Source organism: Pseudomonas sp. Mn2068 (assembly GCF_049319725.1).
GTDB lineage: Bacteria > Pseudomonadota > Gammaproteobacteria > Pseudomonadales > Pseudomonadaceae > Aquipseudomonas > Aquipseudomonas gingeri.
The window spans coordinates 77,400-93,563 of record NZ_JBMOUG010000003.1 but is presented as its reverse complement, the minus strand read 5'-3'; the positions used below and the strand labels follow the sequence as shown (position 1 = coordinate 93,563).

Annotated in this window: 14 protein-coding genes; 5 read left to right on the top strand and 9 right to left on the bottom strand. The window is 63.1% G+C overall.

The window, feature by feature from the left end; translation table 11 throughout:
• Positions 1 to 182: 182 nt before the first annotated feature.
• The 9 genes from ACL9RJ_RS08475 to mutS form a co-directional block, all read right to left on the bottom strand.
• The gene (locus ACL9RJ_RS08475; protein ID WP_017127603.1) at positions 183 to 1,535 is read right to left on the bottom strand and encodes a CoA transferase; all 1,353 of its coding nucleotides are present in this window, start codon (positions 1,533 to 1,535) and stop codon (positions 183 to 185) included.
• Positions 1,536 to 1,603: 68 nt separating this feature from the next.
• Entirely contained in the window at positions 1,604 to 3,742 is a 2,139-nt protein-coding gene (locus ACL9RJ_RS08470; RefSeq protein WP_103032774.1) for a methyl-accepting chemotaxis protein, read from the bottom strand.
• A gap of 189 nt (positions 3,743 to 3,931) precedes the next feature.
• Entirely contained in the window at positions 3,932 to 4,339 is a 408-nt protein-coding gene (locus ACL9RJ_RS08465) for a YbaN family protein (RefSeq protein WP_042936229.1), read from the bottom strand.
• Between the two features lie 143 nt (positions 4,340 to 4,482).
• Positions 4,483 to 5,091 (bottom strand): biliverdin-producing heme oxygenase, encoded by a 609-nt coding sequence (locus ACL9RJ_RS08460; protein ID WP_017127606.1) that lies wholly within the window; start codon positions 5,089 to 5,091, stop codon positions 4,483 to 4,485.
• A 143-nt stretch (positions 5,092 to 5,234) separates the two neighbouring features.
• Complete coding sequence (locus tag ACL9RJ_RS08455; protein WP_017127607.1) at positions 5,235 to 7,835, bottom strand: TonB-dependent receptor; 2,601 nt, start codon at positions 7,833 to 7,835, stop codon at positions 5,235 to 5,237.
• Positions 7,836 to 7,950: 115 nt separating this feature from the next.
• Positions 7,951 to 8,919 carry a FecR family protein gene (locus tag ACL9RJ_RS08450; RefSeq protein ID WP_017127608.1) on the bottom strand — a complete coding sequence of 323 codons (969 nt, stop codon included), beginning with the start codon at positions 8,917 to 8,919 and terminating at the stop codon, positions 7,951 to 7,953.
• Between the two features lie 85 nt (positions 8,920 to 9,004).
• The gene (locus ACL9RJ_RS08445) at positions 9,005 to 9,523 is read right to left on the bottom strand and encodes an RNA polymerase sigma factor (protein ID WP_017127609.1); all 519 of its coding nucleotides are present in this window, start codon (positions 9,521 to 9,523) and stop codon (positions 9,005 to 9,007) included.
• A 569-nt stretch (positions 9,524 to 10,092) separates the two neighbouring features.
• Positions 10,093 to 10,416 carry a ferredoxin FdxA gene (gene fdxA / locus ACL9RJ_RS08440; protein WP_003222178.1) on the bottom strand — a complete coding sequence of 108 codons (324 nt, stop codon included), beginning with the start codon at positions 10,414 to 10,416 and terminating at the stop codon, positions 10,093 to 10,095.
• Positions 10,417 to 10,558: 142 nt separating this feature from the next.
• Entirely contained in the window at positions 10,559 to 13,138 is a 2,580-nt protein-coding gene (mutS, locus tag ACL9RJ_RS08435) for a DNA mismatch repair protein MutS (protein WP_178990859.1), read from the bottom strand.
• Positions 13,139 to 13,325: 187 nt separating this feature from the next.
• Between mutS and ACL9RJ_RS08430 the strand changes: the two genes are divergently transcribed.
• From ACL9RJ_RS08430 to ACL9RJ_RS08410, 5 genes are all read left to right on the top strand, one after another.
• Positions 13,326 to 14,069 carry a LexA family transcriptional regulator gene (locus ACL9RJ_RS08430; protein WP_083875407.1) on the top strand — a complete coding sequence of 248 codons (744 nt, stop codon included), beginning with the start codon at positions 13,326 to 13,328 and terminating at the stop codon, positions 14,067 to 14,069.
• 604 nt (positions 14,070 to 14,673) lie between these two features.
• Entirely contained in the window at positions 14,674 to 15,021 is a 348-nt protein-coding gene (locus tag ACL9RJ_RS08425) for a phage holin family protein (RefSeq protein WP_017127612.1), read from the top strand.
• 23 nt (positions 15,022 to 15,044) lie between these two features.
• Positions 15,045 to 15,236, top strand: a complete 192-nt coding sequence (locus tag ACL9RJ_RS08420; RefSeq protein WP_422765134.1) for a hypothetical protein — start codon at positions 15,045 to 15,047, stop codon at positions 15,234 to 15,236.
• A 79-nt stretch (positions 15,237 to 15,315) separates the two neighbouring features.
• Entirely contained in the window at positions 15,316 to 15,807 is a 492-nt protein-coding gene (locus tag ACL9RJ_RS08415; RefSeq protein WP_017127614.1) for a phage tail tube protein, read from the top strand.
• Positions 15,808 to 15,815: 8 nt separating this feature from the next.
• Positions 15,816 to 16,163 carry a phage tail assembly chaperone family protein, TAC gene (locus ACL9RJ_RS08410; RefSeq protein ID WP_422765133.1) on the top strand — a complete coding sequence of 116 codons (348 nt, stop codon included), beginning with the start codon at positions 15,816 to 15,818 and terminating at the stop codon, positions 16,161 to 16,163.
• The last annotated feature ends 1 nt before the right edge of the window (position 16,164 follow it).

Below are 16,164 nucleotides of genomic sequence, written 5' to 3'. Positions count from 1 at the left end.
GCGGGCAAGCCCGGCTCCCACAGGGCCCGCGTTGCACACCTATTTTGTGCACGACGCAAACCTTGTAGGAGCTGGCTTGCCAGCGAAGAGGCCCGGCTCCCACAGGGCCCGGGTTGCACACCTATTTTGTGTACGGCGCAAACCTTGTGGGAGCTGGCTTGCCAGCGAAAGCGATTGCCGATTCACCACCACTTTGCGGGATGGGCGCCCAGTTCCCCGGCCGGGAACTGCCAGCGCAACGGCGACCCTTCTATGTTCAGCGGTGCTGCCAGGCGATGCGCCGGCCCCCAGACGGTGTACTCCACCAGGGTGCTGCGATCGGCCGGCACCTCGCGGCGCAAGGGCTCCGGGTCATTGACCGGGCCCTGTTCCACCAACAACTTCGCGGTCCGCGCCAACGACAGGCGCGCCGTGCCGCCGCGTCCGCTGTCCAGGCGTTCGGTCAGCGCCCGGATCGCCGCAGCCGCCATCAGGTAGCCGGTGCCCTGGTCCAGCGCCTGCACCGGCAGCGGTGTCGGTTTATCCGCCTGCTTCCAGTCCATGCCCGCCTGGGCAATCCCGGTGCTCATCTGCACCAGGCTGTCGAAGCCGCGACGGTGCTGCCACGGTCCGCTCCAGCCATAGGCATTGAGACTCACGTCGATCAGTCCGGGAGCCAGCTGCTGGCGGCGCCGGGCGTCGTAACCCAGGCGTTCCAGGGCATCGGCCCGGTAACCATGCAGGAGGATATCGGCCTGGCTCAGCAGGTGTTCGAAGACCTCGCGGTCGGCGCTGTCGTGCAGGTCCAGGCGGGCGCAGCGTTTGCCCAGGGTGACTTCCGGGACCAGGCCCGGTTCATCCCAGTCTGGGGGATCGATGCGCAGGACATCGGCGCCGAGTCCGGCGAGCAGGCGGCTGGCAACGGGACCGGCGAGCACCCGAGTCAGGTCGAGGACCTTGATTCCAGACAGCGGACGCGCCGTCGAACCCTGCCAGTGCAGTGGCCGTTGCAGGGTATCGGTGCTGCGCTGGACCAGCGCCTCGGCGTTGACCGCCAGGCCCTGAGGGTGGCTTTTCCAGTCGGTCCACGCGCGCATTTCGGCGGCGCAGCCACCGGTGGCGACGATGGCCTGCTCCAGTTCGCCCTTGCTCCACTGGGCCACCCGGGCGGCCATCGCCTGGCGATCCGTGACCTGGCCCAGGACCCGTTCGGCGGCGGCCCGATGGTGAGGCGCATTGGTGTGCAGGCGGATCCAGCCGTCGCGTGTGGCGTAGTCGCCGGCAATCGGGTCCCAGGGCGGCGGCAGGGTCCAGTCGATGGGGCGCAGGGAACTGGCGAACCAGAAGGAGGCCAGGCGCCGGTCGACGCCGATGTTCGGGCGCTGCCCGGTCTGCTGCTGGAGCAATTCGGCGACCGCTGCGCCGGCGGCGGCGAGGCTGGCGCTGGCCAGGTCGGTGACGGCGAAGGCCGAGGGCAGGGCGCCGCGTTCGGTGAAGGTCGGGGAAGAGCCTGGCAGTTCCAGTGCGGCTTGAATGGACTTCAGCAGATCAGTCATTGAAAAGCCCTCCATGAGAAGGGCCATTGCACCGCAAATTCCCGCTGCTGTCGATGTTTCCAGAGTGGCTATACGCGGAACTGATCCATCAGCTTCATCTGGTGGTTGGCCAGGGCATTGAGCTGGCTGCTGACCTGCGCCGACTCATCGGCCTGCCCGGTCAGGGTCTCGGTCACGCTACGGATCGCCGAGACATTGCGGTTCACTTCCTCGGCCACCGCGCTCTGCTGTTCCGCCGCGCTGGCGATCTGCAGGTTCATGTCGCTGATCACGGTCACCGCGTCGCTGATCTTGCCCAGGGCCTGCACCGCCTGCTGGATTTGCCCGGCGTTGCTCTGGGCCTGGCTCTGGCTGGAGTGCATGGTCGCCACCACGCCACGGGTCGCGCTCTGGATCCGCTCGATCACCAGGCGGATCTCTTCCACCGAGTCCTGGGTGCGCTTGGCCAGGTTGCGCACTTCATCGGCCACCACGGCGAAGCCGCGTCCGCTTTCCCCGGCCCGTGCCGCCTCGATGGCCGCGTTCAGGGCCAGCAGGTTGGTCTGCTCGGCAATGCTGCGGATCACCTCCAGTACCGAACCGATCTGCTCGCTGTTGACCGCCAGGGCTTCGACTTCGCCCACGGCCTTGCTGACTTCATCGGCCAACTGGTTGATATCGCGGGTGCTGCGCTCGATGATCGACATCCCGTCCCTGGCCGACTGATCCGCGCCCTTGGCCGCCTGGGCGGCGTTCGAAGCACTGTTGGCGACATCGTGGGCGGTGGCGCTCATTTCGTTGGAGGCGGTGGCGACCTGGTCGATTTCGCGGAACTGGGTCTGCATGCCTTCGCTGGTCTGGCGGGCGATGGCCGAGGACTGGTCGGCGGTACTGCGGGCATCGACGATGCTCTGCTTGATCTGGGCAATGGTCGGTTGCAGCTTATCGAGGAAGCGGTTGAACCAGCCGACCAGCTCGCCCAATTCATCTTTCTTGCTGTAGTCCAGGCGCTGGGTCAGGTCGCCGTCGCCGCTGGCAATCGCCTTGAGCATCGCGGCCACGCGGTTGATCGGCCGGGTCACGCCGGAGGCCGTCAGCCAGATCAGCAACAGGCCGACCAGGCCGGCGACGGCGGCAATCAGCAGGGCCTCCAGGGTGCCGCGGGACTGCGCTTCATCGAGGACCTTCTGCAGTTTCACCGAGTCGGCGAGCAGGACCTTTTGCGGCAGGTCGATCACCACGCCCCAGGCCTTGGCCTCGGCAATCGGACTGACCGGGTAAACTGCGCGGATCAGGTCGCCCTGCTTGAGGATCTTCGCCCCGCCGCCGGAGACGGCCTGGAGCACGTCCTTGCCTTCGCTGCCGAGGACGTCGCCGATGTTCTTGCCGACCGCCGCCGGATCGCCGCTGAAGCCGGCGAGCACGCCGCTGCCGGAAACGATCAGCATGTTGCCGGCACCGTTGAACAGCTCGCGGCGCGAGTCGTTGGCGGCGGCCTGCAGGGAGTCCAGGGCGATGTCGATGCCGACCACGCCGATGACCTTGCCGTTGCTGACCAGCGGCAGGGAAATGGTGGTCATCAGCACCAGCTTGCCCCCCACGGTGTCGGCGTACGGGTCCAGCAGGCAGGTCCGCTTGTTGTCGCGTGGGCAGGTGTACCAACTGTTGTAGGGCGTACCGCTGAGGCTGAGGGTGGTCTTGTTCATGTCGTCCTCGACCATCACCGTATTCAGCGCCTGGCCCCCGGCGCGACTCCAGTAGCTGGCGAAGCGCCCGGCTTCGTTGGCGCCGCGCGGTGCGTCATTGAGGAATTCGCCATCCTTGCCATCGAGGCCGTTGGGCTCGAAGGCCAGCCAGACACCGAGCACCCTGGCGTTGCGGTCGAAAGCGGTCTTGAGGCTCTGGTTGAGATCCTCGCGCAGGGCCGCGGCCGGTAGCGCATGCCTGTCGGCCTGGCTACGCATATCGTTGATCTGGTCGGCCAGGGCGGTGATCACCAGCAGGCTTTCGCCGAAGGTCTTCTGCAGGCGCACGGCCTGTTCGGCGGCCTTGGCCTGGAGCAGGTCCTGGACGCTGGCGATCAGCATCTGGCTGCTGGAGGACTCGGTCAGCGCGTTGCTCTGGCGAGTCTGGTAGACATTCATGCCGACAATCAGCCCCACTACGCCAAGCAGGCACAGGCCGGACAGCAGGACGATTTTCAGGCGGATGGAGAGGGCGTCGAACATAGGCGTACTCGCGAGATGGAAAAGGGGGAAGACAGGCGAGTCCGGGCCGACTCCTGTTCGCCAACTCCATCCGGCGCTATTCCTGCAACATCGGCTACAGGCCTTGTTACATGAGGCTTTGCCGATGAGCGGTGGTCGCAAACGGTTGCGTGGGAAGATCCAGCGGAGAGTACGGATGCGGCAGTGTTTTCAGGGTTGCCCGGCGACCGGCAGGTGCTCGGGACGGGACCAGATCCACAGATTGCCCAGGCTCATGCCGGCGATGGCCAGGTAGATCGGCCAGCCATGTTCGAGCATCACCAGCATCAGGGTGGCGCAGAGCAACATGCTGACGGTGGCGCTGATCTTGGCCCGGCGGGCGATGATCTTGCCATTGCGCCAGTTGCTCAGGATCGGCCCGAACAGGCGGTGGTTTTCCAGCCAGGCACTCAGGCGCGGCGAGCTTCGGGTGGCGGCCCAGGCGGCCAGCAGGATGAACTCGGTGGTGGGCAGGCCGGGCACGACAATGGCGATCAGGCCGATGGCGAGGCTGACATAGGCGAGCACGCCGAACAGGATGCGCGCGAGTTTCGAGGACGAGGGTGTTTTGCTGGTCATGGCGTCGATTGTGGTGCGCTGGGCAAAATGGCTCAAGCCTTGGTGCAATGCCGTTCGTTCAAGGCGTGTGCCGCGGAGCGGATTCTCGTGGCGAGCGGGCGGGCCCGCTCGCCACGAGGTAGCGTCCACCGGGGACTTTCGCATCAGGCCAGTTCGGGCGCCGTGGCGTAGGCCTGTTCCAGCAGCACGGTGAAGCGTACGAAGGCATCGATGGCGCCTTTTTCCACCGCGGCTTCCTCTTCGGCGCTGAACTCCAGGCCGTCGAGGGTCTTGATGAAGCTCTTCCAGCCTTCGGCACGACCACCGGCCGGCTCGCCCAGGTGACGGGCACCGAAGGTTTCGCTCAGGCCCAGGCCCACGGCACGCTTGATCAGGAACGCCGCACCGAGCTTGGAACCCTCGGAGACAAAGATCCAGCCCAGCGCTTCGGCCTTGCTCGGGTTGTGCACCGCACCGGCGACCGGTGCCGGTACTTCGGTGTCCAGGTCGGCGAGGTCGGCCTTGGCCTGTTCGGCACGGCAGCGGGCCGGCAGGTCCGGGACAATGGCGATCAGTTCGGGATCGTTGTACAGGGCGACCAGTTCCGACTGGAACAGGTACTGGGCGACGACAAAACGGGCGAAGTTGGCCTGGGTTTCGAACGGCGCATGGGCCTTCACCAGATGATCGAGCCGGGTGTGCGGCTCGTTGGTGATCTGGTTCAGGCGTTGGGAGCGCAGGCTCGGGCGCTGGGTGTTGTCCTGGAAGGTCATTGCGAAGTCCTTGGGAATGAGAGGCGCTTTCAATTGCTACACAAATAGATAGACGAATCAGAAGACGCGCCACAGTAAAAAAACCTCACCCCGCCGATGCATATCGCGGCGGGAGAGGTGTGCAGGGGGTCAGGTGCGCAAGGTCAGATGTCCCAGATCAGGTTGACCGAAAAGTTGCGCCCCGGAGCGGTCAGGCGGTCGAGGTTGGCCGGGCTGACGGCACCGGCTTCGCCGACACCGTCGTAGCCGCGCACGTCATCCCAGTTCCAGTATTTCTTGTCGGTCAGGTTGTACAGGCCGGCATTGACGGTCACATCGTCGGTCACCTTGTAGAAGCCGGTCAGGTCGAACACACCGTAGCCCGGGGTCTTGAACTGCTTGCTGCTGGTCAGGCCGTCCGGGGCGTTGAAGGTGGTGTCATCGACCCGATCCTTGCGCTTGACCAGGGTCCAGCTCAAGAGCGCGCCGTAGTTGTCCTGGTCGTAGCCGAGGCCGAAGACGCCGGTGAGCGGGTTGACGCTGTTGATCGGCTCGCCGGTGTCATCGTTGCGACCGTAGGTATAGGCCACCGAGCCCTGGGTGTAGAGCCCCTGGGGTGCACCGAAGTGGTCCAGGTCCAGGCGACCCTTGGCTTCCGCGCCCTTGATTGTGGCGTGCTTGATGTTGTTGGTCTGGAAGGTCAGCTCGCTGTAGCCCGGGGCGACGGCGTCTTCGTTGATGAAGTCGCGGTACTTGTTATAGAACACCGCCACATCGAAGGAGCCGGCGTCGAACTTGCCGCGCAGGCCGGTTTCGTAGCTCTTGCTCTTTTCCGGCTCCAGGTTCGGGTTGGGCTCGACGTTATAGCCGGAGGTGCTGTTCTGGAAGCGACCGTAAAGGGCCTTGGCCGATGGCGTGCGGAAACCTTCGGCGTATTGGCCGTACCAGGTGTACTGGTCGGTCAGGGCATAGGTCAGACCGAACTTGGGCGACAGCCGATGCCAGGTCTTGTCGGAGCCGTCGATGGTGCCGCCACCCGCGGCGTTGATGGTGTTGACGAATTCCTGGGTGATATGCGGCTTGAGCTGGGTGTAGTCGTAGCGCAGGCCGGGCAGGAAGGTCCATTTGTTCCAGCTGATCTGGTCCTGGGCGAACAGGCCGTAGCTGTCGATGGTCGGGTCCGGGAAGTCACTGGATTTCACCAGCCGGTCCCTCGGGCTGTCGCCGCCGATCACCGTACAGCCCTGCGCCAGGCTGCTGAGCGCCAGGCAGGTGCCGCTACCGCTGCGCGAGCCGGTGACTTTCTGCTGCTTGATCGTGGTGCCATAAGTCAGCAGGTGGTCGGTTTCGCCGATGTTGAAGGCCTTGTCCGCCTGGGCGTCGAGTACCCACTGTTGTTCCTGGTAGACCGTGTCGCGGCTGCGCATCACATGACGAACGAAGGGGAAGTAGTCTTCCAGGGTGCTTTCGTCGGTCTTGGCGGTCTGGTAGTTCAGGCTCAGCTTGACGTGATCGGCCACGGCGCTGTCCAGGCCGAAGCTGTCCTCGATACCGAAGCGCTCGCGGGTCACCGTGTCGTTGCCTGTGCGCGAGAGGTACATGCCGACCGGGACGCCATTGCCGAACGGTCCGCCCACGGCGCTGCGCTGGTTGGTGTCGATGTCGCTCTTGAAGCGTTCGTAGGTCAGGCCCAGGCGCGAGTCGTCGTTGTAGTTCCAGCCCAGCTTGGCCAGCACGTTGGTGGTCCGGGCGGTTTCCGGGTTGGCCTCGGTCCGCTTGAGGCCGGTGCCGCCGGTGTCGCCATAGGATTCGGTTTCGCGGCCGTTGCGCTGGCTCAGGTGCAGCAAGCCGTCGAAGTTGCCGTTGCGACCGGCGACGGTGCCGGAGGTCAGCCAGCTGTTGTCGGCGGAACTGTAGCCGGTCTTCAGGCGCGCGCCGGTGTCCTGGCCGGGCTTGATGATGTCGTCCGGATCGAGGGTGTAGTAACTCACGGCGCCGCCGATGGCGTTGCTGCCGTAGAGAACGGAGGCCGGTCCGCGCAGGATCTCCACGCGCTTGATGATTTCCGGATCGACGTAGTTGCGCTGGGTCTGCGCGTAGGGACCGTTGAAGAAACTGTCGGGGATTTCGACGCCATCGACCTGGGTCAGAATGCGGTCGCCGTCGATGCCGCGGATGTTGTAGTTGCTGATGCCGCCGCCGCGCTGACCGGCACCGCCGACCGAGACGCCGGGCTCATAACGCACCAGTTCCTTGATGGTGTTGACGTTCTGCCGGTCGAGTTGCTGGCGGTCCTGCACGGTCACGGTGCTCGGCACCGAGGACACTTCCTGCTCCTGGCGGGTGGCACTGATGGTCACCTGCTGCAGGTTGAGGGTGCTGCCGCCGGCGCGTTTTTCCAGGACGATATTGTTGTCGCCCAGCTTGCGATAACTCAGGTTGGTGCCGACCAGCAGGCGCTCCAGGGCCTTTTCCGGCGTCAGCGCACCGCGTACGCCCGGTGATGCCACGCCCTGGCCGAGTTCGGCCGGCAGGCCGACTTGCCAGCCGGTGACCGTGGTGAACGCATTCAGGGCCGACACCAGCGGTTGCTGGGCGATCGCGAAGTTGTAGTTGCCCAGGCTGCGTGCCGGCTGTTCGGCGCTGGTCGCCGCGAGCACGGGAGTCGCCTGGGCACCAGCGAGCAACACAGCGACGGTGAGCAGGGACAGGGTGCACTGTTGCAGGCCGCCGCTGCGGGCCTTGGGCGTGAAACGTGTGGGCATCGATAGCGCTCCGGTGTACGAATCTTATAGTTGCAATGCGATTCTTTATGAGAATCACTTGCATTGGCTATAACGAGACGAATGGCCTATCGCTATCGAGTAAAAAAACTTTCAGCTAGTTGAGAATGACCAGCGCCGGGTATTCCGATACCCGCGCGGAGGTGATGTGGGCGAGGGAGCGGACCACGTCCAGAGGCTTGTCCAGGCGGTAGTTGCCGGTCACGGCAACCTGCGCCAACTGCTCGTTGTTGTTGACGATCCAGCCGGGGTAATAGCGCCGCAGTTCGGCCAGCACCTGGCTCATCGGGCAGTTCTCGAACACCAGGCGACCCTGGACCCAGGCCAGGTCCTTCTGTACGTCGAGCTTTTCCGGACGACCAAAGCCATGGGGACCGATCCGCACGCTGTTGCCGGCGGAGAGACGCAGGCGGGCGCTGTCGTCGCGGGTGCGCAGGTCGACATCACCACGTTCCACCTGGACCTGAGCTTCGCCATTGAGGTAACGCACGGCGAAGGCGGTATCGCGCACGCTGGCCTGGACCGGGCCGGCATCGACTTCCAGCGGGTGTTCGCGCTGGCCGGACACCTCGAAAAACGCCTCGCCCTTGTACAGCCGGGCCACATGCCTCTGCTCGGTGAAGGAACTGGAGAACGCCGAGTTGGTATTGAGCAGGACCTTGGAGCCATCTTCCAGCTGCAGGTGCTGGCGCTCACCGACCACGGTCAGGTGATCGGCCTGCAGGCGCAACGGCAGGTTGCCGTAGATACCGATGGCGATCAGCAGCACGGCGGCGGTCGCCAGGGGTTTCCAGTGGGGGCGCAGGCGTCGTGGCAACGACGGCCGACGCCGGGCTTGCAGGGCCTGGGCGGCGGCGATCACCGGTTCGGCATTCCAGGCGCCGCTGGCGCGGGCGTAGGCCTGAGCGTGCGCCGGATCGGCGGCGAGCCAGGCATTGAATTCGACGCGCTGCTCGGCGCTCGGGCACTCCATCACGATCAGCCAGTCCAGTGCCTGATCCATGGCGTTGTCTTGCAACACCTGCCGAGCCGGCTCGGGGGAGTGCAGGTTGGGGCTGTCCGTCACGGGTGTTCCTCGGTAATCGCTGCCACGGTTCGATTCGATGATCCGCTGCTGTGCATGGACGGATCTTATAGGTCTGGTGCCAAGCTTAAGGGCGATCCAGGCGTTCGGCCACCCCGACACAGATGGCCATGATCAGCTTGAGTTCCTTCTGCACGGTGCTCAGGGACACGTCGAGCTGTTCGGCGATCTCCTGATAGCTGCAGCCGTGCAGGCGGCTGAGGATGAAGATCTGCTGCTGGCGGGCACTCAATTGACCAAGGCTCACACTCAGGCGCTCCAGCAGTTGTTCGGCATGGGTGGCATCTTCCGGGGTGCTCAGCGGCGCGGCGACATTCTCCACGACCTCCAGCGGCACGTCTTCCATCAGGGTACGGGACTGGATACGTCGTGCGCGCAGGTGGTCCAGCGCCAGGTTGCGGGCGGTCTGGAACACAAAGGGTTCGAGGTGATCGATGGGGCGTTCGCTCAACGCCCGGGTAACCCGCAGGTACGTCTCCTGCAACAGGTCTTCGGCGGTGCTGTGGTTGTGCACCATGCGTTGCAGCGTCCGCAGCAGCGAGACCCGCTGGGTAAGGAAGACCTGGTTGAACTGGGATTGCGTCACGACAGCACCGGAGCGATTACAAGCGAATGATAATGCTTATCATCTGTGTCGTTGGTCAAGTACTTATGTGCTGCCGGCCTGTTTGAGCGGGCCGCTGGTGTTTGCTCGGGACTGTCTTGATGCAATGAGCGCAGGAGACTGTGTCGGAATCCAGAAGTTCTTTTTTGTAGGCTTGCCGGTGTAAGCCTTTGCTTACACGTTGCGTAAGCGATCAAGGATGGAAGTAGGAATAGATCACCGCATGATTTTTGTATCTTGTTGAAATATATGTATTTTTGTATTTCTTGATGGGCCCGGATGGCAGATGCCTGCCGTTGGATCCACTTGCAGGCGATCTGAAAACCCTTAATATCAGCCCTGTGTCGACGGATAGACACGGTGATCAAGGAAGGTCGCTGGAAGGAACGTCGCAGGATGCGATTCATCAGGATGATGAAAGGGAAAAAAGGGATTAGGGAAAAAATGTGGGCGGGTCATACCGCCCCTTTTTTTTGCCTGCAGGAAAGTGAAACCTCCTGCCCGGAAACGTAAAAAGGCCCGCAAGGGGCCTTTTCAGGAACGCTCGGCAATCAGCGTTCGAGGTCTTTGATCTTGCCTTTGACGCCATCCCACTCTTCGGCATCCGGCAGCGATTCTTTCTTCTCGGTGATGTTGGGCCAGATTTCAGCCAGCTCGACGTTCAACTGAATGAACTCTTGCATGTCCTCCGGGACTTCATCCTCGGAGAAAATAGCCACAGCAGGGCATTCCGGCTCGCAAAGCGCGCAGTCGATGCACTCGTCCGGGTGAATCACCAGGAAGTTCGGGCCTTCGTAAAAGCAGTCCACCGGACAGACTTCTACGCAGTCGGTGTACTTGCACTTGATGCAGTTGTCGGTGACGACGAAGGTCATTTCTAATTTTCTCCTCAGGCGGCGGCAGCGAAACCCGGTCAAAATGGGTTCGCCAGGTTCGGGAGCGATAGTCTGCGAACCAGGCTAATAGCCCGCAGCATCCCAAACCGCGCGAGATTCTAGCAGCTTGCGGCCGTCTGCGTTAGATCCGTGTCTTCAATGTATAGAGCATTTCCAACGCGCGGCGTGGGGTCAGATTGTCCAGGTCGAGCTTGGCCAGTTCATCGAGCACGGGGTGCGGCAGGCTGGCGAACATGTCGCTCTGCATCGGTGCCGCCGGCTTGCCGGGCTTGGTCACGGGAATCTCGTGGGGCAGGCTGGTGGTTTCCAGGCGGCTCAGGTGTTCGCGGGCCCGGACGATCACATCGGACGGCACGCCGGCCAGTTGCGCCACCGCCAGGCCGTAGCTCTGGCTGGCCGGGCCGGGCAGCACGTGGTGCAGGAAGACGATGCGCTCATTGTGCTCGGTCGCGTTCAGGTGCACGTTGGCCACCAGCGGTTCGCTTTCCGGCAGCACCGTCAGTTCGAAATAGTGCGTGGCGAACAGCGTGTAGGCCCGCAGGTGCGCCAGGCGCTCGGCGGCGGCCCAGGCCAGGGACAGGCCGTCGAAGGTACTGGTGCCGCGCCCGACTTCGTCCATCAGCACCAGGCTGCGTTCGCTGGCGTTGTGCAGGATATTCGCGGTTTCGCTCATTTCCACCATGAAGGTCGAGCGGCCACCGGCCAGGTCGTCGCTGGAGCCGATCCGGGTGAAGATCCGGTCCACCAGTGACAGTTCGCAACTGGCCGCCGGCACGAAGCTGCCGATATGCGCCAGCAGCACGATCAATGCGGTCTGGCGCATGTAGGTGGATTTACCGCCCATGTTCGGACCGGTGATCACCAGCATGCGGGTGTTGTCGTCGAGGGCCAGGTCGTTGGCCACGAACGGCGTGGTCAGCACCTGCTCGACTACCGGGTGGCGCCCCTGGCTGATGCGCATGCACGGCTCGTCGACAAAGCGCGGGCAGTTCAGGTCCAGGTTCAGCGCGCGTTCGGCGAGGTTGCTCAGGACATCCAGCTCAGCCAGCGCCGCGGCGGTGTCCTGCAATGGCGGCAACTCGCCGATCAGGGTTTCGAGCAGGGCTTCGTAGAGCATCTTTTCCCGCGCCAGGGCCCGGCTCTTGGCCGACAGGGCCTTGTCTTCGAACTCCTTGAGTTCCGGGGTGATAAAGCGCTCGGCGCCCTTGAGGGTCTGGCGGCGGATATAGTCGGCCGGCGCCGACTCGGCCTGCTTGCTCGGCAACTCGATGAAATAGCCGTGGACACGGTTGTAGCCGACCTTGAGGTTGGCCAGGCCCGTGCGGGCTTTTTCCCGGGCTTCCAGGTCGATTAGGAACTGCCCGGCGTTTTCACTGAGGGACAGCAGTTCGTCCAGTTCGGTATCGTAGCCGGTCTTCAGGACCCCACCGTCGCGGATGATCGCCGGCGGGTTATCGATGATGGCGCGTTCCAGCAGGATCGCCAGTTCCGGGTAGGTGCGGGTGGTGGCGGCCAGTTGCCTGAGGTGCGGGGCGTCCAGTTCGAGCATCGCGTCCTGCAGTTGCGGCAGGGCGCCGAGGGCATCGCGCAGGCGCGCCAGGTCGCGAGGACGGGCATTGCGCAGGCCGATCCGGGCGAGGATGCGCTCGATATCGCCGATTTCCTTGAGCTGCGGTTGCAGCTTTTCAAAGCGGTAGCTTTCCAGCAGGCAAGTGATGGAGCTCTGGCGTGCCGTCAGGACCTTGAGGTCACGCAGCGGACGGTTCAGCCAGCGGGTCAGCAGACGGCTGCCCATGGCGGTCTGGCAGCGGTCGACCACCGATTGCAGGGTGTTGTCGCGACCGCCGGCAAGGTTGGTGTCCAGTTCCAGGTTGCGGCGGCTGGCGGCATCGAGCACCACGGTGTCGTCCAGGCGCTCATGGCGCAGGCTGCGCAAATGCGGCAGGGCGGTGCGCTGGGTTTCCTTGGCGTAGCTGAGCAGGCAGCCGGCGGCACCGATGGCCAGGGTCAGGGTTTCGCAGCCGAAGCCTTTCAGGTCCTGCACGGAAAATTGCTGGCAGAGACTTTTATGCGCGGAATCGCGCTCGAAATCCCACGGCGCGCGACGACGGGTGCCCCGGCGTTTTTCCGCTGGCAGTCCCTGCGGCCAGTCATCCGGAATCAGCAGTTCCACCGGGTTGATCCGCTCCAGTTCCGCCAGCAGGTTTTCCCAGCCCTTGATTTCCAGGACGCTGAAATTGCCACTGGTGATATCCAGCACCGCCAGGCCGAACAGACGCTCATCGCCCAGCAAGGCGGCGATCAGGTTGTCGCGGCGTTCATCGAGCAGGGCTTCGTCACTGACGGTACCGGGAGTGATGATCCGCACCACCTGGCGTTCCACCGGACCCTTGCTGGTGGCCGGGTCGCCGATCTGCTCGCAGATCACCACCGATTCGCCCAGCTTGACCAGCTTGACCAGATAACCCTCTAGCGAATGGTACGGAATCCCGCACATCGGAATCGCCTGCCCGGCCGACTGCCCGCGGGCCGTGAGGGTGATGTCCAGCAGCTTGGCGGCCTTCTTCGCGTCTTCATAGAAGATCTCGTAGAAGTCGCCCATGCGGTAGAACATCAACTGGTCGGGGTGCTGGTTCTTCAGGCGCCAGTATTGCTGCATCATCGGCGTGTGGCTGGACAGATCGGAAGTAGTTTTACTCATCGGATACTTAGGCGGATTCGTTTTGAGTGGGGGGCAAGGTCGGGCGTCTGGCCCGCTGCTTTACGATGGGCGCAAGGTTAACACGGGCGGTCCGGCGTCCGCAGGCATGGCCTTTTGACGTCGGTGCAAATTTTTATGCACGAAATATGCAAATCAGCATTTGCCATTCGCGAAAAGCCCAAGCAATATGCGCGTTATGCAAATACGCAACGTTTCTACCGTCCTCCGAGCATTGCTCGACCGTCACGGGATCTCCCCCACGGAGCTTCACCGTCGTACTGGCGTGCCCCAATCCACCCTGTCGCGCATCCTCAGCGGGAAGATCGTCGATCCTTCGGACAAGCACATCTCGAAGATCGCCGAGTATTTCCGCGTCAGCACCGACCAGTTGCGCGGACGTGCCGACATTGCGGGCACCAGGGATCAGGAGCCGGTCACGCTGCATTCGGAACTCAAGGATATAAGCCTGTGGGACGACGATACCCCCGTCGATGAAGACGAGGTTTCCGTTCCCTTTCTTCGCGAGGTTGAATTGGCTGCTGGATCAGGAAGATTCGTCATCGAGGAAAGCGAGAAGGCCAGCCTGCGCTTCGGCAAACGCAGCCTTCGCCATAACGGCGTGCAGTTCGACCAAGCCAAGTGCGTGACCGTGCGCGGCAACAGTATGTTGCCGGTGCTGCGCGACGGTGCCACGGTCGGGGTCAACGCCGGCAAGAGCGCCATCGGCGACATCGTCGACGGCGACCTCTATGCCATCAACCACAACGGTCAACTGCGGGTGAAACAACTCTATCGCCTGCCCAGCGGGATCCGCCTGCGCAGCTTCAATCGTGACGAGCACCCGGATGAAGACTACAGCTTCCAGGAAATCCAGGAAGAGCAGATCACCATCCTCGGTCATGTCTTCTGGTGGGGCATGTACGCCCGCTAATCCGCCCTGACTCGGAAAAAACCCACAGCGATGTGGGTTTTTTTTCGCTCCAAAAAAAGCCGCAGCCCCTGACCGACATGGGTTTCATGCATGGGTGCAAATCTCCATGCGCAAATAAATGCATTTATGCATTGACTGTATATGCATACATGCATATTCTTTGTCTCAAGCCGGCCGGAAAGGTCGGCCACAGGCAGAAATGCCAGGGGCAACCCGAAGCTCTTTAGTGACACCGCTTCAAAGAACAGGCAGCGATGAACCGGCCTCAACGGTTCAGAGGGTTGGCAACTGACCCGGGTGTGCAGCGTAAAGCACCGTAAGCAGTTATCCGGCGGACAGGGTCGCGGTCGGAGGAACAATTCGAATCGATCCGTACCGCGCCAGTAGCGCCGAAGGATCAAGTGCCTTGCCGGAAATCCGCCTCGCCGAAAACGCGGGTCGGTTCAGGCCGGGGCATCAGGACCGCATTACTGAAAAGCCTGGGCGACCGGGCTTTTTGGAATGCCCACCGAACCTGGGCTTCCACGAGAATCCTTCATCTTGAAATCCAAGCGAAACCCCCACCGGCCAATGAATGGCCCCTTTTTATTGCAGGAGGCGTGACATGACGAACGAGCAACAAGCGTTGGCGGACATGCCTGTCTGGCTGGTCATCGTGCTGGCCGTGATCGGCGGCGTTTCCGGTGAAATGTGGCGTGCCGACAAGGAGGGCGCCCGTGGCTGGTCGCTGCTGCGCCGGCTGGCGCTGCGCTCCGGGGCCTGCATGGTCTGCGGGGTGTCGACCATCATGCTGCTGTACGCCGCCGGCGTGTCGATCTGGACCGCCGGCGCCTTTGGATGCCTGACCGCCATGGCCGGTGCGGATGTCGCCATCGGCCTTTACGAGCGCTGGGCGGCCAGGCGGCTGGGGGTGGGCGAAGCGCCTCCCCCGGAAACCAGGCCGGAACAATGACCCTGACATGGAAGCTATAAGCGATGAATGACGAGGGACTGGCAGCGATCAACCGCCTGATTGCCGCCTTGCAAAATCAGGCCGACCAGCAGGTGGCACTGAACGCTTCGATCCGCCTGCTGGCGCAGACCAATCAGGCGCTGGTGGATTATCTGAAGAGTCGGGAGCCCGATCCTTCCGCACCGCCTTACCTGGACGGCTCGCCCGCGCCCTGAAATCACGGCAGGTCGCCTTTCCCGGTAATACCCACAGCCCGCCTTCGCGGGTTTTTTATTGTTTGCAGGAGAACACACGATGTCGATTCTTACCCAAGGTACCCAAATCTTTGCCCTTGTGCCGCCGCTGACCGGTAGCGGGCCTTACACCGTGCTGGAAGTCGAGCACGCCACGTCCTTCGATCCGGGCGGCGCGCCGGCCGAGCAGATCGAGGACACCAGCCTCAACGCCGAGGAGCGCAGCTACAAGAAAGGCCTGCGTACCCCGGGTACCGCGAGCCTGGGCCTCAACGCCGATCCGACCAATGCCAGCCACATCCGCCTGCACCAGCTCTCCGAAGCCAAGGGTGATACCGGTATCAAGTGGGCCGTGGGCTGGTCCGACGGCAAGGGCATCCTGCCGACCCTGAATACTGCGGGTGATAACTTCGAGCTGCCGGCTACCCGTACCTGGTTCACCTTCGACGGTTATGTCTCGGACTTCCCGTTCAACTTCGCCCTTAACGCCGTGGTCACCACCACTGTCACCATCCAGCGTACTGGCGGTTCCGCCTGGACCAAGAAAGCCTGAGAGACGTCATGAACCTCAAACAACTCAAGGCCAAGGGTGGCATCGTCGATGGCCAGCCGGTCAGGAAGGAAATCAGCTGGACCCATGTCGATAAGTCCGGCAAGGAAGTCACCGACACCTTAGCGTTGCACATTCGTCGGCAGTCGTTTGGTGTGATCGAACGACTGTTCACTCCCGGTGAGGCCGAGCAGAGCCGCAATGCCAGCTACATCGCGGCGACGGTCACCCTGGGTGCCCAAGGTACCGAGGCGATTTCCTACGAGGACGCCTACAGCCTCGAGCCGATCCTGGGGTTTCTGATTCTCAATGCCGTCAACGAAGTCAACGGTACCGGTGGTGCCGCGGCAAAAAACTGAC

Coding starts and splice junctions, on each gene's coding strand:
- ACL9RJ_RS08475 (WP_017127603.1), bottom strand. CDS start 1,535: ATGACTGATCTGCTGAAGTCCATTCAAGCCGCACTGGAACTGCCAGGC.
- ACL9RJ_RS08470 (WP_103032774.1), bottom strand. CDS start 3,742: ATGTTCGACGCCCTCTCCATCCGCCTGAAAATCGTCCTGCTGTCCGGC.
- ACL9RJ_RS08465 (WP_042936229.1), bottom strand. CDS start 4,339: ATGACCAGCAAAACACCCTCGTCCTCGAAACTCGCGCGCATCCTGTTC.
- ACL9RJ_RS08460 (WP_017127606.1), bottom strand. CDS start 5,091: ATGACCTTCCAGGACAACACCCAGCGCCCGAGCCTGCGCTCCCAACGC.
- ACL9RJ_RS08455 (WP_017127607.1), bottom strand. CDS start 7,835: ATGCCCACACGTTTCACGCCCAAGGCCCGCAGCGGCGGCCTGCAACAG.
- fdxA (WP_003222178.1), bottom strand. CDS start 10,416: ATGACCTTCGTCGTCACCGACAACTGCATCAAGTGCAAGTACACCGAC.
- mutS (WP_178990859.1), bottom strand. CDS start 13,138: ATGAGTAAAACTACTTCCGATCTGTCCAGCCACACGCCGATGATGCAG.
- ACL9RJ_RS08430 (WP_083875407.1), top strand. CDS start 13,326: ATGCGCGTTATGCAAATACGCAACGTTTCTACCGTCCTCCGAGCATTG.
- ACL9RJ_RS08425 (WP_017127612.1), top strand. CDS start 14,674: ATGACGAACGAGCAACAAGCGTTGGCGGACATGCCTGTCTGGCTGGTC.
- ACL9RJ_RS08420 (WP_422765134.1), top strand. CDS start 15,045: ATGAATGACGAGGGACTGGCAGCGATCAACCGCCTGATTGCCGCCTTG.
- ACL9RJ_RS08415 (WP_017127614.1), top strand. CDS start 15,316: ATGTCGATTCTTACCCAAGGTACCCAAATCTTTGCCCTTGTGCCGCCG.
- ACL9RJ_RS08410 (WP_422765133.1), top strand. CDS start 15,816: ATGAACCTCAAACAACTCAAGGCCAAGGGTGGCATCGTCGATGGCCAG.